Annotated in this window: 19 protein-coding genes; 11 read left to right on the forward strand and 8 right to left on the reverse strand. The window is 70.9% G+C overall.

What is annotated here, in order from left to right:
* Positions 1 to 20 precede the first annotated feature (20 nt).
* Positions 21 to 1,415 carry a metallopeptidase TldD-related protein gene (locus SMIR_RS30295; protein ID WP_168490338.1) on the reverse strand — a complete coding sequence of 465 codons (1,395 nt, stop codon included), beginning with the start codon at positions 1,413 to 1,415 and terminating at the stop codon, positions 21 to 23.
* Entirely contained in the window at positions 1,412 to 2,935 is a 1,524-nt protein-coding gene (locus SMIR_RS30300) for a TldD/PmbA family protein (protein WP_168490337.1), read from the reverse strand. Before SMIR_RS30300 ends, SMIR_RS30295 begins: the two co-directional genes overlap by 4 nt.
* Before the next feature lie 228 nt (positions 2,936 to 3,163).
* Here SMIR_RS30300 and fabG point away from each other — a divergent pair, with 228 nt between their 5' ends.
* The 3 genes from fabG (at position 3,164) to SMIR_RS30315 (ending at position 5,152) form a co-directional block, all read left to right on the forward strand.
* On the forward strand, positions 3,164 to 3,883 hold the full coding sequence (fabG, locus tag SMIR_RS30305) for a 3-oxoacyl-[acyl-carrier-protein] reductase (RefSeq protein ID WP_168490336.1): 720 nt from the start codon (positions 3,164 to 3,166) through the stop codon (positions 3,881 to 3,883).
* A gap of 5 nt (positions 3,884 to 3,888) precedes the next feature.
* Positions 3,889 to 4,656 carry an enoyl-ACP reductase FabI gene (fabI, locus tag SMIR_RS30310; RefSeq protein ID WP_168490335.1) on the forward strand — a complete coding sequence of 256 codons (768 nt, stop codon included), beginning with the start codon at positions 3,889 to 3,891 and terminating at the stop codon, positions 4,654 to 4,656.
* A gap of 151 nt (positions 4,657 to 4,807) precedes the next feature.
* Positions 4,808 to 5,152, forward strand: coding sequence for a hypothetical protein (locus SMIR_RS30315; RefSeq protein ID WP_168490334.1), 345 nt, complete (start codon positions 4,808 to 4,810; stop codon positions 5,150 to 5,152).
* Positions 5,153 to 5,161: 9 nt separating this feature from the next.
* Here SMIR_RS30315 and SMIR_RS30320 read toward each other — a convergent pair whose 3' ends face one another.
* Positions 5,162 to 5,857 (reverse strand): FadR/GntR family transcriptional regulator, encoded by a 696-nt coding sequence (locus tag SMIR_RS30320; RefSeq protein ID WP_168490333.1) that lies wholly within the window; start codon positions 5,855 to 5,857, stop codon positions 5,162 to 5,164.
* A 111-nt stretch (positions 5,858 to 5,968) separates the two neighbouring features.
* Here SMIR_RS30320 and SMIR_RS30325 point away from each other — a divergent pair, with 111 nt between their 5' ends.
* The 4 genes from SMIR_RS30325 (at position 5,969) to SMIR_RS30335 (ending at position 8,415) form a co-directional block, all read left to right on the forward strand.
* Positions 5,969 to 7,273, forward strand: coding sequence for a CynX/NimT family MFS transporter (locus tag SMIR_RS30325; RefSeq protein ID WP_249938496.1), 1,305 nt, complete (start codon positions 5,969 to 5,971; stop codon positions 7,271 to 7,273).
* Between the two features lie 48 nt (positions 7,274 to 7,321).
* A complete protein-coding gene (locus SMIR_RS44385) occupies positions 7,322 to 7,435 on the forward strand; it encodes an SGM_5486 family transporter-associated protein (protein WP_097284109.1) in 114 nt (37 codons plus the stop codon).
* A gap of 180 nt (positions 7,436 to 7,615) precedes the next feature.
* The gene (locus SMIR_RS30330; RefSeq protein WP_054232224.1) at positions 7,616 to 7,831 is read left to right on the forward strand and encodes a hypothetical protein; all 216 of its coding nucleotides are present in this window, start codon (positions 7,616 to 7,618) and stop codon (positions 7,829 to 7,831) included.
* A gap of 65 nt (positions 7,832 to 7,896) precedes the next feature.
* Positions 7,897 to 8,415 (forward strand): SixA phosphatase family protein, encoded by a 519-nt coding sequence (locus SMIR_RS30335; protein ID WP_168490331.1) that lies wholly within the window; start codon positions 7,897 to 7,899, stop codon positions 8,413 to 8,415.
* A gap of 67 nt (positions 8,416 to 8,482) precedes the next feature.
* Here the strand turns inward: SMIR_RS30335 and serB are convergent, their stop codons facing one another.
* A complete protein-coding gene (serB, locus tag SMIR_RS30340) occupies positions 8,483 to 9,694 on the reverse strand; it encodes a phosphoserine phosphatase SerB (protein WP_168490330.1) in 1,212 nt (403 codons plus the stop codon).
* A gap of 111 nt (positions 9,695 to 9,805) precedes the next feature.
* Entirely contained in the window at positions 9,806 to 11,566 is a 1,761-nt protein-coding gene (locus SMIR_RS30345) for a streptophobe family protein (RefSeq protein WP_212727616.1), read from the reverse strand.
* A 243-nt stretch (positions 11,567 to 11,809) separates the two neighbouring features.
* Here SMIR_RS30345 and SMIR_RS30350 point away from each other — a divergent pair, with 243 nt between their 5' ends.
* Positions 11,810 to 14,314 carry an ABC transporter ATP-binding protein/permease gene (locus SMIR_RS30350; protein ID WP_168500941.1) on the forward strand — a complete coding sequence of 835 codons (2,505 nt, stop codon included), beginning with the start codon at positions 11,810 to 11,812 and terminating at the stop codon, positions 14,312 to 14,314.
* Between the two features lie 84 nt (positions 14,315 to 14,398).
* Here the strand turns inward: SMIR_RS30350 and SMIR_RS30355 are convergent, their stop codons facing one another.
* The 3 genes from SMIR_RS30355 to SMIR_RS30365 form a co-directional block, all read right to left on the reverse strand.
* Entirely contained in the window at positions 14,399 to 15,181 is a 783-nt protein-coding gene (locus tag SMIR_RS30355) for a transglycosylase SLT domain-containing protein (RefSeq protein ID WP_168490329.1), read from the reverse strand.
* Between the two features lie 299 nt (positions 15,182 to 15,480).
* A complete protein-coding gene (locus SMIR_RS30360; RefSeq protein ID WP_212727617.1) occupies positions 15,481 to 16,563 on the reverse strand; it encodes an S-adenosylmethionine:tRNA ribosyltransferase-isomerase in 1,083 nt (360 codons plus the stop codon).
* Positions 16,560 to 17,255: an SDR family NAD(P)-dependent oxidoreductase gene (locus tag SMIR_RS30365; RefSeq protein ID WP_212727618.1), complete on the reverse strand. Its 696-nt coding sequence runs from the start codon at positions 17,253 to 17,255 to the stop codon at positions 16,560 to 16,562. The genes SMIR_RS30360 and SMIR_RS30365 overlap by 4 nt, the downstream gene beginning before the upstream one ends.
* 188 nt (positions 17,256 to 17,443) lie before the next feature.
* On the opposite strand from SMIR_RS30365, the gene SMIR_RS30370 reads away from it, so the two are divergent.
* The 3 genes from SMIR_RS30370 to SMIR_RS30380 all read left to right on the forward strand — a co-directional run bounded on the left by SMIR_RS30370 (position 17,444) and on the right by SMIR_RS30380 (position 19,652).
* Positions 17,444 to 18,613 (forward strand): GAF domain-containing sensor histidine kinase, encoded by a 1,170-nt coding sequence (locus SMIR_RS30370; protein ID WP_168490326.1) that lies wholly within the window; start codon positions 17,444 to 17,446, stop codon positions 18,611 to 18,613.
* The gene (locus SMIR_RS30375; RefSeq protein WP_054232215.1) at positions 18,606 to 19,247 is read left to right on the forward strand and encodes a response regulator; all 642 of its coding nucleotides are present in this window, start codon (positions 18,606 to 18,608) and stop codon (positions 19,245 to 19,247) included. The genes SMIR_RS30370 and SMIR_RS30375 overlap by 8 nt, the downstream gene beginning before the upstream one ends.
* 159 nt (positions 19,248 to 19,406) lie before the next feature.
* Positions 19,407 to 19,652, forward strand: coding sequence for a chaplin (locus tag SMIR_RS30380; RefSeq protein ID WP_054232214.1), 246 nt, complete (start codon positions 19,407 to 19,409; stop codon positions 19,650 to 19,652).
* The last annotated feature ends 157 nt before the right edge of the window (positions 19,653 to 19,809 follow it).

Here is a 19,809-nt window from a genome sequence, read left to right on the forward strand (position 1 = left end):
CTCGTGAATCAGGTACGAGGTTATACGCCCTGGCTGACAGAGCTCATGTTGAAGTCGGGCACCCTCAGCGCGGGCATCGCAGCACGAGTGAACCAATCGCTCCATTCACGCGGCAATGTCTTTTCGGTACGCCCCGCCTCCGTCGCCCGCGACAGCAGGTCCACCGGCGACTCGTTGAACCGGAAGTTGTTCACCGCGCCGACGACCTGGCCGTTCTCGACGAGGTAGACGCCGTCCCGGGTCAGCCCCGTGAGCAGCAGCGTCGCCGGGTCGACCTCGCGGATGTACCAGAGGCAGGTCAGCAGCAGACCGCGCTCGGTGGCGGCGACCATCTCCTCCAGGGAGCGGTCCTCGCCGCCGTCCAGGATCAGGTTGCCGATGATCGGGGCGACGGGCAGCCCGGTGAGGCCCGCGCTGTGGCGGGTGGTGGAGAGACGGTTCAGTGTGCCCTCGCGCACCCAGTCCGTCGCCGACAGGGGCAGCCCGTTGTCGAACACGGAGGCGTCGTCGCCCGAGGAGTGCGTGAGCACGAAGGGCGCGGACTCGAGCCCCGGCTCGTTCGGGTCGCTGCGCAGGGTCAGCGGCAGCTCGGTGAGCTTCTCGCCGACACGGGTGCCGCCGCCGGGCTTGCTGAAGACGGTCCGGCCCTCGGCCGCGTCCCGGGCCGCAGCCGACCACATCTGGTAGATCAGCAGGTCCGCGACGGCGGTCGGCGGCAGCAGCGTCTCGTAGCGGCCGGCGGGCAGGTCGACGCGCCGCTCGGCCCATCCGAGCCGGGTCGCCAGCTCGGCGTCCAGGGCGGCCGGGTCGACGTCCTTGAAGTCCCGCGTGGACCGCCCCGCCCACGCCGAGCGCGTCCGGTCGGGCGACTTGGCATTGAGTTCCAGCGTCCCGTTCGGCTGGTCGTGGCGCAGACGCAGCCCCGTCGACGTACCGAGATAGCTGGAGACGAGCTCGTGGTTGGCGAAGCCGTACAGCTCGCGTCCGCCCGCACGGGCGCGGGCGAAGGACTCGCCGAGCGCCGGGGCGAAGTCGGCGAAGACGGCGGAGGAGGTCTCGGTGGGCGCGTCGGTGAAGTCGGGGGACTCCGGCACGCCGGTGACCAGCGGCTGGGCGTCCTCGGCGGGCCCCGCGCCGCGGGCCGCCGCCTCCGCGGCCCGCACCAGGGGTTCCAGCTCGTCCGCCGTCACGGCCGCGCGCGAGACGACCCCGGAGGCCGTGCCCTCACGGCCGTCGACGGTCGCGATGACGGTCAGGGTGCGCCCGCGCGTGACCCCGTTCGTGGTCAGCGCGTTGCCGGCCCAGCGCAGGTTGGCGGTCGAGTGCTCGTCGGCGATCACGACGCAGCCGTCGGCGCGGGAGAGTTCGAGGGCGCGCTCGACGACCTCGTGCGGCTTGTTCGTACGGGCGCTCATCGACCGGCCTCCTGAGTCGTGTTGAGGATATTGACCCCCTGGAAGAGAGCCGACGGGCAGCCGTGCGAGACCGCCGCGACCTGACCCGGCTGGGCCTTGCCGCAGTTGAAGGCACCGCCCAGGACGTACGTCCCCGGACCACCCACCGCGGCCATCGAACCCCAGAAGTCGGTGGTCGTGGCCTGGTACGCGACATCCCGCAGCTGCCCGGTGATCCGGCCGTTCTCGATCTTGAAGAACCGCTGGCCGGTGAACTGGAAGTTGTACCTCTGCATGTCGATGGACCAGGACCGGTCACCGACGACGTAGATGCCGCGGTCCACGCCCCCGATCAGGTCCTCGGTCGAGTGCCCCGCGGGGTCCGGCTGGAGCGAGACGTTGGCCATGCGCTGTACGGGCACGTGCCCGGGGGAGTCGGCGTAGGCGCACCCGTTGGACCGGTCGAAGCCGGTGAGCTTCGCGATCCGCCGGTCCAGCTGGTAGCCGACGAGGGTGCCGTCCTTCACGAGGTCCCAGGACTGCCCCTCGACGCCCTCGTCGTCGTACCCGATGGTCGCGAGGCCGTGCTCGGCGGTGCGGTCACCGGTGACGTTCATCCGCTCGGAGCCGTACCTCAGCTTGCCGAGCTGGTCGAAGGTGGCGAAGGAGGTGCCGGCGTACGCCGCCTCGTAGCCCAGCGCGCGGTCCAGCTCGGTGGCGTGGCCGATGGACTCGTGGATCGTCAGCCACAGATTGGAGGGGTCGACGACGAGGTCGTACAGCCCCGCCTCGACGCTCGGCGCCCGCATCTTCTCAGCGAGCAGCTCCGGGATCCGCGCGAGCTCGGACTCCCAGTCCCAGCCGGTGCCCCTCAGGTACTCCCAGCCGCGTCCGACCGGCGGCGCGATGGTGCGCATGGAGTCGAACTCGCCGCTGGACTCGTCGACGGCGACGGCGGTGAGCTGCGGGTGCAGCCGCACGCGCTGCTGGGTGGTCACGGTCCCGGCGGTGTCTGCGTAGAACTTGTTCTCGTGGACGGTCAGCAGCGAGGCGTCGACGTGGTTGACGCCGTCGGCCGCGAGCAGCCGCGCGCTCCAGTCCGCGAGCAGCCCGGCCTTCTCCTCGTCCGGCACGGAGAAGGGGTCGATGTCGTACGACGAGATCCACGTCTTCTCGGCGTGCACCGGCTCGTCCGCCAGCTCCACGCGTTCGTCGGAGCCCGCCGCCCTGATCACCTGGGCCGAGAGCTTCGCCATCGCCACGGCCTGCGACGCGACCTTCGCGGCCGCGTCCATCGTCAGATCCACACCTGACGCGAACCCCCAGGTCCCGCCGTGCACCACCCGCACCGCGTACCCCAGGTCCGTGGTGTCCGACGATCCGGCGGGCTTGGCGTCCCGCAGCCGCCAGGACGCGCTGCGCACCCGCTCGAACCGGAAGTCCGCGTGCTCGGCCCCCAGCGCGCGCGCCCGTGCGAGCGCGGCGTCGGCCAGGGCCCGCAGTGGAAGTGCCGTGAAGGCTTCGTCGATGGAATGAGGCACGGAGGTCTCCCTGCTGTCGTGGCCTGTCGGGTCCGATCATGTCGCGCGGGCGGGTGCGGGGGCCACATCTTTCCGTTCGCGTATCGAGGCTTTCTGTAGGGATCCGACAGTGAGTCCCCCGCGCCACTGTCGGTGCCCGATTCTCCGGGAGGCGTAGGGGACCGATAGGTTTCCAAGGAAGGCGCCTGTCTTGCAGGGGTTTCAGACAGCTATCGAAAGGGTGATCCGTTGAGCCGCTCGGTTCTCGTCACCGGAGGCAACCGGGGCATCGGCCTCGCCATCGCCCGCGCGTTCGCCGATGCCGGCGACAAGGTCGCGATCACATACCGCTCGGGTGAGCCGCCGGCCGCCCTCACCGCATTGGGCTGCCTCGCCGTCAAGTGCGACATCACCGACACCGAGCAGGTGGAGCAGGCCTACAAGGAGATCGAGGCCGAGCACGGCCCCGTCGAGATCCTGGTCGCCAACGCGGGCGTCACCAAGGACCAGCTTCTGATGCGGATGTCCGAGGAGGACTTCACCTCCGTCCTCGACACCAACCTGACCGGCGCCTTCCGGGTCGTCAAGCGTGCCAACCGTGGGATGCTCCGTGCCAAGAAGGGGCGGGTCGTCCTCATTTCGTCGGTCGTGGGGCTGCTCGGCTCCGCGGGGCAGTCGAACTACGCCGCCTCCAAGGCCGCCCTCGTCGGCTTCGCGCGTTCACTCGCCCGCGAACTCGGCTCGCGCAACATCACCTTCAACGTCGTCGCGCCCGGTTTCGTCGACACCGACATGACCAAGGCGCTCACCGACGAGCAGCGTGAGGGCATCGTCGCCCAGGTGCCGCTCGGCCGGTACGCGCAGCCCGAGGAGATCGCCGCGACGGTGCGGTTCCTCGCCTCGGACGACGCCTCGTACATCACTGGAGCCGTCATTCCGGTTGACGGCGGACTGGGAATGGGTCACTGATCACCATGAGCGGAATCCTCGAGGGCAAGCGCGTCCTGATCACCGGTGTGCTGATGGAGTCCTCCATCGCCTTCCACACCGCCAAGCTGGCCCAGGAGCAGGGCGCCGAGATCATCCTGACCGCGTTCCCGCGGCCCACGCTGACCGAGCGCATCGCCAGGAAGCTCCCCAAGCCCACCAAGGTCATCGAGCTCGACGTGACCAACGACGAGCACCTGGCGCGTCTCGCCGACGTCGTCGGTGAGGAGCTGGGCGGCCTCGACGGCGTCGTGCACTCCATCGGCTTCGCGCCGCAGGACGCCCTCGGTGGCAACTTCCTCAACACCCCCTTCGAGTCGGTCGCCACGGCCATGCACGTCTCGGCGTTCTCCCTGAAGTCGCTGACCATGGCCTGCCTGCCGCTGATGCAGAACGGCGGCTCGGTCGTCGGCCTCACCTTCGACGCGCAGTACGCGTGGCCGCAGTACGACTGGATGGGCCCGGCCAAGGCCGCCCTGGAGTCCGTGAACCGCTACCTCGCCCGTGACCTGGGCAAGCAGAACGTGCGCTCCAACCTGATCTCGGCGGGCCCGATCGGCTCCATGGCCGCCAAGTCCATCCCGGGCTTCGGCGAGCTCGCTTCCGTCTGGGACACCCGGGCGCCCCTCGAGTGGGACCTCAAGGACCCGGAGCCGGCCGGCCGCGGTGTCGTCGCGCTGCTGAGCGACTGGTTCCCGAAGACCACCGGCGAGATCATCCACGTGGACGGCGGACTGCACGCCATCGGCGCCTGATTTCCCCCGTCTGGCCGACGCCCCGTTTCCCGCAACGCGGGGAGCGGGGCGTCGCCCGTTCGGCCTAGTCGGCCGGGCGTCCCGGGCATCGCACCGCGCACGCTGGAACTACGCACCGCCCCGCAGCCGTACGGCCGAGGAGGTCCCCCTTGTGCGCCTGTCCCGCCGTTTTGCCCCGGTGTTCGCCGCTGTCGCCCTCATGATGGTTCTGCCGTACGACGCCGTGCCCCACGCGCGCGTAGTGCACGGAAGGCTCCCCGTCCCTCAGCCTTTCGGCGCTGAGTGCCGCACCACGGTCCAGGGGTCGCACGTGACCGCCTACTGCCACAACCCCTACCCGGAGACCGACCGGGTCGCCCTGCACATCGAGTGCGACCGCTGGTGGGACATCGACACCGACACCGACCCGGTCGACGCGGGCCCCGCGATGACGGTCCGGCTGGCCGGCCGGTGCTGGGAGGAGGTCCGGTCGGCTTGGGTCAGCCACCAGAAGTGACCGTGTTCGTCAGCGGTCGGAGGCCGAGGGCCTGAGCCGTCCCGGACGGCACTGGAACGGATAGCCCCCGGCTTCCGCGCCTGCCGTCTCCCTGTCCCCCGCGCGGATCGCGTCGACGAGCCGCGCGTGGTCCATGTATGTCTCCGGCGTCAGCTTCCCGCCGACGTCCTCGCGCAGCCAGTCGCGCAGCACCTCGCCCAGGTCCGCGTACATCGCCGTCATGACGTCGTTGTGGGACGCGGCCACGACCGCCAGGTGGAAGGTCGCGTCGGCGGCCACGAAGGCCTCCGCGTCACCCGACTCCCAGGCCTCCTCCCGCCGTACGAGCAGCGCGTCGAGCTGCTTCAGATCGCGCTCGGTGCGCCGCTCGGCGGCCAGCTTCGCCGCGCTCGACTCCAGCGTGGCGCGCAGCTCCGCGATGTGCCGCGGATCGGCGTCGGCGAAGCGCCGGTGCATCACGCCCGCGAGTTCGCTGGTCGCCACGACATAGGTGCCCGAGCCCTGGCGGATGTCGAGCAGACCGTTGTGGGCCAGCGCGCGGACGGCCTCGCGGACGGTGTTGCGAGCGACGCCCAGCTGGTCGACGAGCTCCGGCTCGGTGGGGATGCGGGAGCCGACCGGCCACTCGCCCGAGGTGATCTGGTTCCGCAGCTCGGCGATGACCTGCTCGGACAGCGCCGAACGGCGGGGGTGGCTCAGCGGCATGGCGGTCCTTCGTACGGGCCCGGTGTGATCGTTCGCGCGGGGCCGGAGAATCCGGAGATTAACGCAACGGGATTGGACATCCAATCATCCCATGATTCTATGATGGGCCTCATGGTGAGCGAGGAGACCCGGACGACGACGTCCACACCCATATGCAGTTCCGCCGAGGGCACGGAGCCTCGATCGCAGCCCACGCGCGCGTGGATGACGCGGCTGGTGACGGTCGGCATCGTCCTCACGGCCCTCAACCTGCGCCCCGCCATCACCAGCTTCGGCGCACTCCTGGAAGACGTGCGCGACGGGCTCGGCATGAGCGGCAGCGTCGCCGGACTGCTCACCTCCGTACCCCCGCTCTGCTTCGCCGTCTTCGGCGTCATGGCGCCGCGCCTCGCCCGCCGCTTCGGACCCGGCGCGGTCGTCTGCGCCGGAATGGTCGCCATCACGGCGGGGCTCGCGATCCGGCCGTACATCGGGAGCGCGGTCGGCTTTCTGGCCGCCAGCGCCCTCGCACTGATGGGTATCGCCGTCAGCAACGTCCTGATGCCGGTGATCGTCAAACGCTGGTTCCCGGACCGGGTCGGCTCCATGACCGGCCTCTACTCGATGGCGCTCGCCCTGGGCACCTCGGCCGCGGCGGCGGTGACCGTGCCCGTGACCGACGCCCTGGGCGGCGGCTGGCAGTCGGGCCTCGCGGTGTGGGCGGGCCTGGCGGCGGCCGCCGTACTGCCCTGGATCGCGCTGGCACGCGCGCGGGGCGCCGATTCCCGCGACGGCGAGCCGGCGCGGGCGGCACACCCCGCCCGGCGGGAACCCGGCGCACTGCGCATCACCCGCAGCCGGACCGCCTGGGCGCTCGCCGTCTTCTTCGGACTCCAGGCCACCGCCGCGTACATCACGATGGGCTGGATGGCGCAGATCTTCCGCGATGCGGGTGTCTCCGCGGGCACCGCGGGGCTGCTCCTCGCCGTCACGATGGTGATGGGCGTGCCCTTGGCCTTCGTCATCCCGCGCCTCGCCACCCGCATGCCCCACCAGGGGCCGATCGTGGTCGCGCTCGGTGTCTGCGGCCTCGCGGGATACGCGGGCCTCTACCTCGCCCCGGCGGGCGGAGCCTGGGCCTGGGCTCTCCTGCTCGGTGTCTCCAACTGCGCCTTCCCGCTGGCCCTCACCATGGTCGGCATGCGGGCCAGGACCGGTGCGGGCGTCGCCCAGCTGTCGGCGTTCGCGCAGAGCACCGGGTATCTGATCTCGATCCCCGGACCCCTCCTCGTGGGCGTGCTCTACCAGCACAGCGGCGGCTGGGGGCTGCCGATCGCGCTCATGGCCGCCCTGATGATCCCGCAGATCGCGGTGGGCGTCCTGGCCGGCCGGGACCGCACGGTGGAGGACGAGGCCGCGCCCGGCCGACGCGCCTGAGACCCCCCCGAGGGCGGAGGTGGGGACGAAGGGTGCGAGACTGGCCGTATGGCGCTCGACCCGAACCCCCAGAACGGCCAGAAGAAGCTGCTGCTCGTGCTCGGCGCGATGCTGGCCATCACCGTGATCATCGGCATCATCGCGTCGATCGCCTCACCCTGACCGCCGCCGCGGGCTCCCTGGGCCGCCGATGGTGGGGCTAGCCCCCCTGTCCCCTAGGGGGTGAGTGTCAGGGTCAAGTGGGTGGATCACCGGATGGGTTGACGGCCCAGGAATCCGTAACTTCGAGATGTGGCCGCGAGGACGCGGACCACGGAGCATTCGAAGCCCCACGGAGGCGGCATGTCGGCCCGTACGCACACCCGGCCCCACCCGGCGACCCCGGGCGGCGTGGACATCCGGCTGCCCTGGTGGGCCCTCGCCCTGCCCGCCCTCGCCTTCGTCGCCCTGCTGCTCCTGATACTGAACCCGGCGGACGCGCACGCCGCGGGCGGCGACCCCGCGATCACCCACCTCTTCGAGCGCGTCCAGCAGACGGTGCTGCACCAGACCCCCTGAGCACCCCTGGGGGAGCAGGTCAACTCTCAGCGCCGCATGGCGTGTTTCATGCGAAGCTGGGACCCATGAGCGTCGCAGAACCCCGCAGGATTGTCCTCTTCCGGCATGCGAAAGCCGACTGGCCACAGGTGTCCGACCACGAGCGGCCGCTCGCTGACCGGGGCCGTAAGGACGCCGCCCTCGCCGGACGCAAGCTGGCCGACACCGGGATCCCTTTCGATATGGCCCTCTGCTCCACGGCGACCCGCACCCGGGAAACCTGGAAGCTCGCCGTCCACGAGCTCCCGCACCGGCCGAAAACCGTCTATGAGGAGCGGCTCTACGAGGCCTCGCCCGGCGAGCTGATCGCCGTACTCAACGAGACCCCGGACGACGCGCACAACGTGGTCCTGATCGGCCACAACCCCGGCATCCAGGGCCTCGCCGACGTTCTGGCCGGACAGGCCGAGGGCGACACCCGCGCCCGGATGGCCGCCCACGGCTTCCACACGGGCGCCTTCGCCGTGCTCTCCGTCGAGGGCTCCTGGAAATCCCTGGAGCCCGGAGTGTGCACGCTGACCGACTACTGGGCGCCGACCGAGTAACCCACCCGACAGGACGGGGGCCGGGCACCAGCACGGTTCCGGGCCCCCGCCGACGTATGTCCTGCCCTCAGTGGTCGCCGAGGTGCATGTCCGCCGCCTCGACCTCTTCGCGGGTGACACCCAGCAGATACAGCACGGTGTCCAGGAAGGGGAAATTCACCGCGGTGTGCGCGGCCTGGCGGACGACGGGCTTGGCGTTGAAGGCGACGCCGAGACCGGCCGCGTTGAGCATGTCGAGGTCATTGGCCCCGTCGCCGATCGCCACGGTCTGGGCGAGCGGCACCCCCGCCTCGGCGGCGAACCGGCGCAGCAGCCGTGCCTTGCCCGCGCGGTCCACGATCTCCCCGGTGACCCTGCCCGTCAGCTTCCCGTCGACGATCTCCAGCGTGTTGGCCTGCGCGAAGTCGAGCCCGAGCCGCTCCTTCAGATCGTCCGTGACCTGCGTGAATCCGCCCGAGACGACACCGACTTGGAAACCGAGCCGCTTCAGCGTACGGATCAGCGTGCGCGCGCCCGGTGTCAGCCGCACCTCCTCGCGCACCTTGGTCACCACCGAGGCGTCCAGCCCCTTGAGCAGTGCCACACGCGCGTGCAGCGACTGCTCGAAGTCCAGCTCCCCGCGCATCGCCGCCGCCGTCACCTCGGCGACCTGCTCCTCGCACCCGGCGTGCGCGGCGAAGAGCTCGATCACCTCGTCCTGGATGAGCGTCGAGTCCACATCCATGACGACCAGACGCTGTGCCCTGCGGTGCAGCCCCGCCGCCACCACGGCGATGTCCACTCCGAGCGCCGCGGCCTCGGTCACCAGTGCGGTGCGCAGCGTCTCGGTCCCCGTACCGGACACGGCGAACTCGACCGCCGTCACCGGGTACTTGGCGAGCCGGAAGATACGGTCGATGTTGCCGCCGGTCTTGGTGATCCGGGCGGCGATCGCGGCCGTCGACTCGGCGGTGAGCGGATGCCCGAGCACGGTGACGAGGGACCGCCCGAGGCCGCGCGGCCGGTTGTCGCCGAGGCCGGAGATGATCTCCGCCTGCATCTTCATCGACTCCGCCCAGCTGTGGACGGTGGCCCGCAGATCGCCCTCCAGGCCGGCCGGCGGCTCGGTCACGAGCGCGCAGAGCACGATCCGGCCACGGGTGACGACCTGCTCGATGTCGACCACCTCGACGGAGTAGGCGGCGAGGGTGTCGAAGAGTCCGGCCGTGATGCCCGGCCGGTCCTTGCCGAAGATCTTGACGAGGAGAGTGGGGACCTCGGGGGTCTGCGAAGCGCTCATGGTGACTCCACCGTATCCGGCACCCAGTGCCTTCCGCCCCTGAGGTCCGTCCAGCGGACGGGGAACACTGGGTGTCGGAGCGGTGTCGAGCGCGTTGCCCGGCAACGGCGATCAGTTCTGCCGCCCCGGCCCCGGCGGCGCGGAAGGTCCCTGGTCGGGCGGCGGCTGCGGCGGAGGCGGCACATTGCGCCCCCGTGGCCGCCGCTTCTGTGGTCCGGGTGGCGGCGCCATCGGCCGGACGACCGTCGGTGCGCCGTACACGTCGTCGGGCGAGCGCGGCCGCTCCGACGGCCGACCGTCGGCGGGTTCCCGCAGTGCGTCGGGCAGTCGCAGATAGGGATTGGTGTCGGGGTTCGCCGGCCGGTACGGCGCGCTCGGGGCGTACGGTCCGCTCTGCCCGGAGAGGTCAGGGGCGGGCGCGGTGACCGGGGGACCCGCGTCACCCAGTGCCAGCGGCGCCGCCCGCCGCCCCGCGGCCCCACTCGTGTACGCCAGCAGCGCCCCCGCCGCCCCCGCGCCCGCACCCCAGGCGGCGCCGAGCAGCAGCGCCATGCCCAGATGCCCGTGCAACCGGATTCCGGCACCGAACGCGTCGATGCCGAACACCGAGAGCGAGGCGTCCACGGACACGTCCGTCAGCCACGCCAGCAGCGGCAGCGCAAGCGCCGTCACGATGCCGAGCCGAAGAGCGCAGCGCCCGGCGAAACCGAGGGCGCCCCCTCCTCGTACATCGGGAGCAGTCGGTGTTCCCACCGAAGCCGCACCCTGCCCCCGTACAAAAGGCGTACGCGAGGCGGCGAGGACGCCCGCGAACAGCATCATGACCGCGGTCGCGACCCCCAACAGCCACACCCGTCCGTCGAGTTCGGCGAGCCGGCCCAGGGTGACGGGCTGATCGGAATTGACGCTCAGCAACCGGTCCAGCGGGTGGGGGAGCAGCTTGGCGAGTTCGCCGGTGGCCTTGCCGTCCCAGGGCACGAAGAGGCCGATCGGGATGCCGAGCCACACCCCGTTGGGCGCGCCGAGCAGCGCGGCGCCCGCGATCAGCTTGGGATGGGGATCACCGATCGCCGCGTACGCCGCCGCCGCGAGGCCCGCGAGGACCGCCACCAGGAACACCGTGACCAGCGCGGACGCGGCCGGGCGCACCATCCGGTGCACGCCCTCCCAGCCGCGCGGCAGCGGGGTGCGCCGGGAGGCGAGCAGGGAGATCACCAGGATTCCGGCCGCCCAGGCCGCGCCGCCGAGCAGCGTGGGCACCGTGTCGACGGTGAAGCCCACGGCCGCCTGCGCGTGCACCAGGTCGCCGATCTTGCCGGGCAGCAGTCCGCCGAGGTCCCCGAGCCCGCCGGGGAGCTTGTCGGTGATGTTCCCGAGGCCGCCGCCGCCCGTCACCCGGTCGAGGCCGAGCTTGCTCCCGTCGATCGTGATGATGTCGTGCCCGGCCCAGGCGAGCCCGCCCAGCGTCGCCACGAACAGCACGACCACCGCGCCCGCGCGCGCGAGGAGTTCGGACGGCGCGATCACAACTCCCGCCCCGCGCAGGGAGCGCAGGAAGAAGAAGGAGAGCAGGAGCGCGCCCACCAGTCCCACACCCAGTGGCGTGATCTGTATGGCCGTGTGCGCCTGTGCCCCCTTCAGACCGAAGGCCGACACATCGCCGGACGGTTTGACCGCACCATTGGCCCCAAGGGCCACCACCGCCGCGGTCATCGGCCCGAGCGAGCCCGCCGCGTCCGCGCCGACCAGATGCAGACCGAGCGCGGCCGTGCCCGCCATCGCGATCAACGCCCAGCTCACCGAGGCGATCGCGGACAACAGCACATCCCCCCACGGCAGTCGCCTGCCGTGTCCCGCGGTGTCGATGCTCATCGTCAGACCCCCCCGATCCGCGCCACGGCGTCATCACCGCGGATGTCCCCCTCGCGTGGGATTACCACTCTCCGGGCCGGTTTCAACCCCGTCAACGGAAACGGGCAACCCGCCCGTACGCGCTCTTCACATGGCCCGACTTTCGGTCAGGGGGCTGCTCCTGAAATAGTTCCCCCCGATGTTCGACATCCCTAGACTCCCTGTGATGGGGGAACTTCGGGGGACAACTCAGTGGGGCATGGAGTGCCGGAACTCGTACTGGAATTGAATGGACGGACCTGGACGCTCGATGCGTCCAGGCCATACACCCTCGGACGTGATCCGCAGGGGGACGTCGTGCTCGACGACGCCAGGGTCTCCTGGCGTCACGCCACGATGAGCTGGGACGGCCGGAGTTGGGTCATCGAGGACCACGGCAGCACCAACGGCACCTTTGTGCAGGGGCAGCGGATCCATCGGATGGAGATCGGCCCCGGTTCGGCCGTGCACCTCGGCAACGCGACCGACGGCCCGCGCCTGAACCTCTCCGGCGCCGCGGCCGCCGTCGCGCAGCCTCAGCAGCAGCCCTACGCCGCGCAGGGCGCGAGCCCCGGCTGGGCCCAGCAGGCACCGCAGCAGCAGACGCCGGAACAGAGTCACCAGCAGCCGCAACAGCCCGCGGCGCGAGTGCCGCAGCAGCAGGGACCCGGCGGTGGCGCGGGGGCGCCGCCGGTCTACGGCGACCGCAGCCCGACCACCTTCCACCAGCTCGACCTCGGCCGGGTGATGCGCATCGGTCGTGCGCTGGAGAACGAGCTGGTCGTCTCCGACCTCCAGGTCTCGCGCCACCACGCCGAGTTCCACGCGACGCCCGACGGCCGCTTCGAGATCCGCGACCTCGGCTCGCACAACGGCACCTACGTCAACGGCCAGCCGATCGCCAAGGGCGGCTCGGCGCTGCTCGGCCCGAACGACATCGTCGGCGTGGGCCACTCGACGTTCCGCCTGGTCGGGGACCGGCTCGAGGAGTTCGTCGACACCGGTGAGGTCTCCTTCTCGGCCCGCCATCTGACGGTGACGGTCGACGGCGGCAAGCAGATCCTCAAGGACGTCTCCTTCGGTGTCCCCGAGAAGTCGCTCATCGCGGTCATCGGCCCCTCGGGCTCCGGCAAGTCGACGCTCCTGAAGGCGCTCACGGGCTACCGCCCCGCCAACCAGGGTGACGTCCTCTACGACAACCGGAACCTGTACAAGCAGTTCGCCGAGCTGCGTCAGCGCATCGGTCTGGTCCCGCAGGACGACATCCTGCACAAGGAACTCACCGTCAAGAAGGCCCTCAAGTACGCGGCCAAGCTGCGCTTCCCCGCCGACACCACGGCGGCCGAGCGTGAGGCCCGCATAGACGAGGTGCTGCGCGAGCTGAAGCTGGACATCCACAAGGAGAAGAAGGTCACCTCCCTCTCCGGCGGCCAGCGCAAGCGCGTCTCGGTGGCCCTGGAGCTGCTGACCAAGCCGTCGCTGATCTTCCTGGACGAGCCGACCTCAGGTCTCGACCCGGGCATGGACCGGGACGTCATGCAGCTGCTGCGCGGCCTCGCCGACGACGGGCGTACCGTCCTCGTCGTCACGCACTCCGTGGCCGAGCTGGCGATCTGCGACAAGCTGCTGGTGATGGCACCGGGTGGTTCGGTCGCGTACTTCGGTCCGCCGGAGGAAGCCCTCAACTTCTTCGGCTACGAGACCTGGGCCGACGTCTTCTCCGCCTTCGAGAACTACCGCGACTACGACTGGGCGGGCCGCTGGAAGGGCTCGCAGCACTACCAGATGTATGCCGCGGACATCGACGCCGTCGCCCCGCAGTCGGCCAATGTGACGCCGCCGCAGGCGATGAAGCCGCCGAAGCCGCAGGGCTGGTTCTCCCAGCTCAGCACGCTGGTACGGCGCTATGTGTCGGTGATCGTGTCCGACAAGGGCTTCCTGGCGCTGACGGTAATCCTGCCGGCCGTGCTCGGCGCGGTGAGCCTGCTCATCGACCCGAACAAGACCCTGCTGGTGAACCCGCAGGTGAACCCGAAGACCGGCGTGCACGTGCCGAACGGCACGGCCACCACGGTGCTGCTGATCCTCGCGGTCGGCGCCTGTTTCGCGGGCGCGGCGAACTCCGTCCGTGAGCTGATCAAGGAACGGGTGATCTACGAGCGGGAGCGCGCCACCGGCCTGTCCCGCTCGGCGTACCTGATGTCCAAGGTGGTCGTGCTCGGCGTGGTCACCGTGCTGCAGGGCGCCATGGTCGGCGCGATCGGTTTCACCAGCCGCACCAAGCCCACCGAGGGCGTGGTCTTCGGCCATTCGGTGCTGCTGGAACTCTCCATCCCGATCATGGCGCTGGGCTTCGCCTCGATGATGTTCGGCCTGGTCATCTCCTCGCTGGTGAAGACGGCCGAGAAGACCATGCCGCTGCTGGTCATGTTCGCGATCATCCAGGTCGTGTTCACCGGCTGCCTGTTCATCCTGAACGGCAAGATCGGCGTCAACGAGTTCTCGTACCTGATGCCCTCGCGCTGGGCGGTCGCCGCCGCCGGCGCCACGCTGGACTTCAACAACATCAGTCCGAACACGGACGACCCGTCCAGCACGGACCCGCTGTGGAACCACACCGCGTCCGCCTACGGCATGGACATCGTCGCGCTGCTCGTCCTCGCCGCCGTCTGCGGCTTCTTCGTGGCGCGCTTCCTGCGCCGCCACGAGCCCGAGGTCATGCGCAAGTAGTCCCGCGCGTACGTACGCCGAAGGGCGGCACCCCAACACCGGGGTGCCGCCCTTCGGCGTACGTGTCAGAGGTCCGCGCCGGCCTCAGTACGCGCTGTTGACGTTGTCCATCGAGCCGTACTTGTCGGCCGCGTAGTTGGCGGCGGCCGTGATGTTGGCGACCGGGTCGTAGATGTTCCACGAGGTGCCGGGGACGTGGTACGCGTTGAAGGTCGGCTGGATGACCTGCAGCAGGCCCTTCGAGGGGATCCCGTTGATGGCGTTGATGTCCCAGCCGTTGATGGCCATCGGGTTGCCCGAGGACTCGCGCATGATGTTGCGGTGCAGCCCGTTGTACGAACCCGGTATGCCCCTGCGCTTCATGATGTCGAGCGACTGGCGGATCCAGCCGTCGAGGTTGTTGGCGTACGTCTTCGTGGCGGCCGTCTTCAGGGCCACCGTCTTCATGGCGACCGTCTTCATGGCGACCGTCTTCATGGCGACCGTCTCGATCGCGGGGCGCTGCACGGAGCGGCTCGCGGCCTGCACCTTGCGCACGTTCTCGGCGGCCTTCTTGGCGGCGGCCGCGTCGGCGGCCTTCTTGGCGGCGTCGTCGGCCGCCTTCTTCTTCGCCTCGATGGCCTGGGTCTTCAGGCTCGTGCCGGCCAGCTGGTCGGTGAGGCGGGCCTGCACGTTCTTGATCGGCTGCTGGCTGAAGACGACCGGCGCCGCGGAGACGGCGGCGTCGTTCGTGGTGGTCTGCGTGTGGCTCGGCGCCAGCGAGAACGCGAGGGTCGCGGCACCGAGCGTGGCGACGCCGGCGATCGAGAGCTTGCGGACCTGGGTCAGCTTCGGACTATGGCCAGGAGTGCGGGTGTTCTTGGTCATGGCTGATGGACCTCTTCGAATAGCGCGGAGGTCGCTCCCGATCCGGTGGGGGACAGAGTGTTTCCGGATCTGGCGCCGTGGGGTGAAACCCGCGGTGCTGAGCGACGGGTGCCATTCTTAGCGGCCGCAAAATACCGTGGCAAAGGTGTGACGTACGACGGAAGGTAGTAGGCCCAGTAGGGGCAAATCGGGGCAGACTGTCACGTCTGCCCCGCTCACTATGCCCGCCTTTATCTCCTATGCGCCTTCGTACGTGATGTGCGCCCTATGTGCGGGCTCACATCGGCCCTGTGGAATTCTCACCGGCAGTTGCTGGAGCAACGCTCAGCGTGAGGCCCCTCCGGGAGGATGAGGTGCACGTCCCCGAACTCGTGCCAGAGGTAGAGCCCGCTCAACGCCTCGCCGTAGCTGCGCTCGACCGCCGCCCGTCCCGCGATCGCCTCCAGCATCAGCAGATGCGAGGCCTCCGGCTCGTGCAGCCCGGTCAGCAGCCCGTCCACCACCCGCACGCCCCGCTCCGGGGTCACCACGAGGTCCGTCCAGCCCTTCCGGGCCCGGACCACCCCGCCGGCGTCGACGGCCGACTCCACGGCGCGTACGGCCGTCGTACCGACCGCGAGGATCCGCCCCCCTCCCGCCCTCGCGGCGTTGATCAGCCGGGCCGACGCCTCCGGCACCTCGTACCGCTCCGGATACGGCGGCTCGTGGGCCTCCGCCGACGCGACACCGGTGTGCAGCGTGATCGGCGCGAACTGCACGCCCCGGCTCACCAGCTCCGCCACCAGGCGCGCGGTGAAGGGCCGCGCCGCGCTCGGCATCTCCGCACTGCCGCTGCCGTCGGCCGACGGCAGCGCGAACACCGTCTGGTAGACGGACAGCGGCTGGTCCCTCTGTGTATAGGAGTAGCGAATGGGGCGCCCGTGGCGCCGCAGCAGCCCGAGCACGTCCGGATCCGACACCCGCCCCCACCACAGCCGCGAGCCGTACGGCGTCAGCGGCTCCTCCAGCACGAGGCGTACGTCCCCGGCAAGGCGCACCTCCGTCCCCGCGGGTCCGCCCGCGCGCGCACGTGTGGTGCCCCTCCCGTCGGGATCCCGCAGTTCGACGGCCCACCGTCCGTCATCGCCCCGCGTGGAGAAATGCACCACCACGCGCGCGTGCCCGATCCGCCCGTCCACAGCGGCCGCCAGCGTGGGGGAGGTGTTGACGATCAGCAGATCCCCCGCCCGCAGCCGCCGCGGCAGCTCCACGAACGCGTGATGCGACACCTCCGTACCGCACGACACGAGCAGCCGCACGGAGTCCCGGTCCCGCCCGGGCCCGCGCTGCTCGGCCGGCACCCGCGCCGACCGCTCCTCCGGAACCCGCACGGTCGTCGTCATCGCACCTCCAGCAGCGCCGGAGCGCCGTAGCGGCCACTGGCAGGGCGTTCGTCCAGCAGCCGCAGAAAGGCCGGAACCACGCTGTCCGGCGTCGGCCGCGGGTCGTCGTCATCCGGTACGGCCGCCGCGTAAAGGTCCGTGCCCATGTCCCCCGGGTCCACGGCCCACACCCGCAGCCCTGGCTCCTCCACGCCGAGCACGGCCGCCAGATGGTCCAGGGCGGCCTTGGACGCCCCGTACCCGCCCCACGTCTCGTACGCCTCCGCGGCCGCGTCCGAGCTGACGGCGACGACCGCACCGGCCTCCGCGGCCCGCAGTAGTGGCAGCGCCTCCTGGACCAGCCCCAGCGCCGCGACCACGTTGACCTCCAGGGCGTGGCGCAGCCCGTCCAGGGTCAGGTCCTCCAGGCGCACCAGCGGCTCGGCGCCCAGCGCGCTCGCGTTGTGCACCAGCAGGTCCACGCCGCCGAGCCCACGGGCCGCCGCCACCAGCCCGGCGCGGTGCCCGGCGTCCCCGACATCCCCGGGCAACGCCTCCACCCGGGTCCCGTACGCGGACAGCGCCTCCGCCGTCTCCTTCAGCACTCCCGCGGTCCTGGCGTCGAGCACCAGATCCCAGCCGCGCTCCGCCAGGGCCGCGGCGAGCGCCCGACCCAGCCCTTTCGAAGCACCCGTGATGATCGCTACCGGCATGACGTCCGTCCCCTCGTCCCAGCACCGCCGCTCCCGGCGGGTGCCTTCAACGTAAGAACCGGGCCGCCCCCGCCGCCTCGTGCGCTGGCCCCAATGACCTGGGGCCCTTCGCCCTAGGCCCACCGGCCTAGGCGGCCGCCCCCACAGGTCGGATACGCACTGTCACACCCCGCCGGTACGTTGGGGACATGAGCCAAGGCCCCCGGTCCGGTCTGTACGCGGTGAGCACCGCGCTGCTGGCCATGAGCAGGCACCTCGAGGTGCGCGACGTCCTCAAGACGATCGTCGCCTCGGCCCGTGAGCTGCTTGACGCGCAGTACGCGGCGCTCGGTGTGCCCGACGACCACGGAGGCTTCGCCCAGTTCGTGGTCGACGGCGTCAGCGACGCCCAGTGGAAGGCCATCGGCCCGCTTCCTCGCCAGCACGGCATCCTCGCCGCGATGCTGCACGAGGCCCGCCCCGAGCGCCTCGCGGACGTGCGCAAGGACCCCCGCTTCGAGGGCTGGCCCACCGCCCACCCCGACATGTCCGATTTCCTGGGCCTGCCCATCCGCGACGGCGACGAGGTCATCGGCGCCCTGTTCCTGGCGAACAAGAACAGGACGAAAGGGGACAAGAAGGACTGCTCCGCGCCGGACGGAGGGTGCGGCTTCACCGAGGACGACCAGGAACTCCTCACGATCCTCGCCCAGCACGCGGCGATCGCCCTGACCAACGCCCGTCTCTACGAGCGCAGCCGCGAGCTCACCATCGCCGAGGAGCGCTCCCGGCTCGCCCACGAGCTCCACGACGCCGTCAGCCAGAAGCTCTTCTCCCTGCGCCTGACCGCGCAGGCCGCCGCCGCCCTCGTGGACCGCGACCCCGCACGCGCCAAGGGCGAGCTGCACCAGGTTGCCATGCTCGCCGCGGAGGCCACCGAGGAGCTGCGCGCCGCCGTCATCGAGCTGCGCCCCGCCGCCCTCGACGAGGACGGCCTGGTCGCCACCCTGCGCACCCAGATACAGGTCCTCGACCGTGCCCACTCCGCGCGCGTGACCTTCGCGAGCCACGGGGTGCGGGCGCTGCCCGCCGCCCAGGAGGAGGCCGTGCTGCGCGTCGCCCAGGAGGCCCTGCACAACGCACTGCGGCATTCTGGAGCCGGCCGCGTCGACGTCACCCTGGAGAAGCGCGGCCCCGGCAGCGTCCTGCGCGTCAGTGACGACGGCAGCGGCTTCGAACCCACGGCGACCCGCGCCGCGGGACGCCACCTGGGCCTGGTCTCCATGCGCGACCGGTCGAGCGGGGTCGGCGGCACCCTCAGCGTGGAATCGGCGCCCGGGAAGGGCACCACGATCGAGATGGAGGTCCCTGGTGGCTGACGCAATCAAGGTGCTGCTCGTCGACGACCACCAAGTGGTCCGCCGGGGGCTGCGCACCTTTCTTGAAGTGCAGGACGACATCGAGGTCGTGGGCGAGGCGTCCGACGGCGCCGAAGGGGTCGCCCGCGCCGAGGAGCTGAAGCCCGACGTCGTCCTCATGGACGTCAAGATGCCGGGCATGGACGGCATCGACGCGCTGCGCAAGCTCCGTGAACTCGCCAACCCCGCGCGTGTGCTGATCGTCACCAGCTTCACCGAACAGCGCACGGTCGTCCCGGCCCTGCGCGCGGGCGCCGCCGGCTATGTCTACAAGGACGTGGACCCGGACGCCCTCGCCGGAGCCATCCGCTCCGTGCACGCCGGGCACATCCTGCTCCAGCCCGAGGTGGCGGGCGTCCTGCTGTCCCAGGAGGAGGCCAACTCGGGCCAGGGGAGAGGCGGCTCGCTCACCGAACGGGAGCGCGAAGTGCTCGGCCTGATCGCGGACGGCCGCTCCAACCGCGAGATCGCACGCGCGCTCGTTCTCTCCGAGAAGACCGTCAAGACGCATGTCTCGAACATCCTGATGAAGCTCGACCTCGCCGACCGCACACAGGCCGCGCTCTGGGCCGTACGCCATGGGGCAGCGGGCTGATCGCCCGCCCGGTGGCGGCAACTCGGAGGGTTCCGCTCCGGGCTGAGATTCATACCGTCGTGTGTATGTCACCCGGATGGCGCATCCTCCGGGGATCTCGGCCGTTCTCCAGTGCGTGCCGCGGCGACTGCCGCGGTGATCGCTAGGGAGGGCTCAGAAGTGAAGAACCTGAAGAAGGCCACGGCTGTCGCGATGGTGGCCGGCGGGCTCGTCGCCGCCGGTGCCGGTATGGCGTCCGCGACGGACGGCTCGTGGGCGGGCGGCAATGCCGCGGGCTCCCCGGGCGTCGTCTCGGGCAACGTCATCCAGGCCCCGATCCACATCCCCGTGAACGCGGTCGGCAACAGCGTGAACGTCATCGGCGTCCTGAACCCGGCCTTCGGCAACCTGGGCCTCAACCACTGAGACCCACGCCCCCACCACCCCCACCGGCCTCCCAGGCTCTCCTGGGAGGCCGTTCGGTCCGTTCAGGCCGACGGGGGGCCGGGCCGAGTTCCCCGCCCCCAGGGGCGCGGGGAACTGCGCACCCAGCTCCCACCCACCCGCAGCCAACAAGCCCACC

The organism is Streptomyces mirabilis (assembly GCF_018310535.1).
GTDB lineage: Bacteria > Actinomycetota > Actinomycetes > Streptomycetales > Streptomycetaceae > Streptomyces.

Bases quoted from the DNA above. Each gene is read 5' to 3' on its own strand.
- SMIR_RS30295 (WP_168490338.1), bottom strand. From the start codon at position 1,415: ATGAGCGCCCGTACGAACAAGCCGCACGAGGTCGTCGAGCGCGCCCTC.
- fabI (WP_168490335.1), top strand. From the start codon at position 3,889: ATGAGCGGAATCCTCGAGGGCAAGCGCGTCCTGATCACCGGTGTGCTG.
- SMIR_RS30320 (WP_168490333.1), bottom strand. From the start codon at position 5,857: ATGCCGCTGAGCCACCCCCGCCGTTCGGCGCTGTCCGAGCAGGTCATC.
- SMIR_RS30325 (WP_249938496.1), top strand. From the start codon at position 5,969: ATGGTGAGCGAGGAGACCCGGACGACGACGTCCACACCCATATGCAGT.
- SMIR_RS44385 (WP_097284109.1), top strand. From the start codon at position 7,322: ATGGCGCTCGACCCGAACCCCCAGAACGGCCAGAAGAAGCTGCTGCTC.
- SMIR_RS30330 (WP_054232224.1), top strand. From the start codon at position 7,616: ATGTCGGCCCGTACGCACACCCGGCCCCACCCGGCGACCCCGGGCGGC.
- SMIR_RS30335 (WP_168490331.1), top strand. From the start codon at position 7,897: ATGAGCGTCGCAGAACCCCGCAGGATTGTCCTCTTCCGGCATGCGAAA.
- serB (WP_168490330.1), bottom strand. From the start codon at position 9,694: ATGAGCGCTTCGCAGACCCCCGAGGTCCCCACTCTCCTCGTCAAGATC.
- SMIR_RS30345 (WP_212727616.1), bottom strand. From the start codon at position 11,566: ATGAGCATCGACACCGCGGGACACGGCAGGCGACTGCCGTGGGGGGAT.
- SMIR_RS30355 (WP_168490329.1), bottom strand. From the start codon at position 15,181: ATGACCAAGAACACCCGCACTCCTGGCCATAGTCCGAAGCTGACCCAG.
- SMIR_RS30360 (WP_212727617.1), bottom strand. From the start codon at position 16,563: ATGACGACGACCGTGCGGGTTCCGGAGGAGCGGTCGGCGCGGGTGCCG.
- SMIR_RS30365 (WP_212727618.1), bottom strand. From the start codon at position 17,255: ATGCCGGTAGCGATCATCACGGGTGCTTCGAAAGGGCTGGGTCGGGCG.
- SMIR_RS30370 (WP_168490326.1), top strand. From the start codon at position 17,444: ATGAGCCAAGGCCCCCGGTCCGGTCTGTACGCGGTGAGCACCGCGCTG.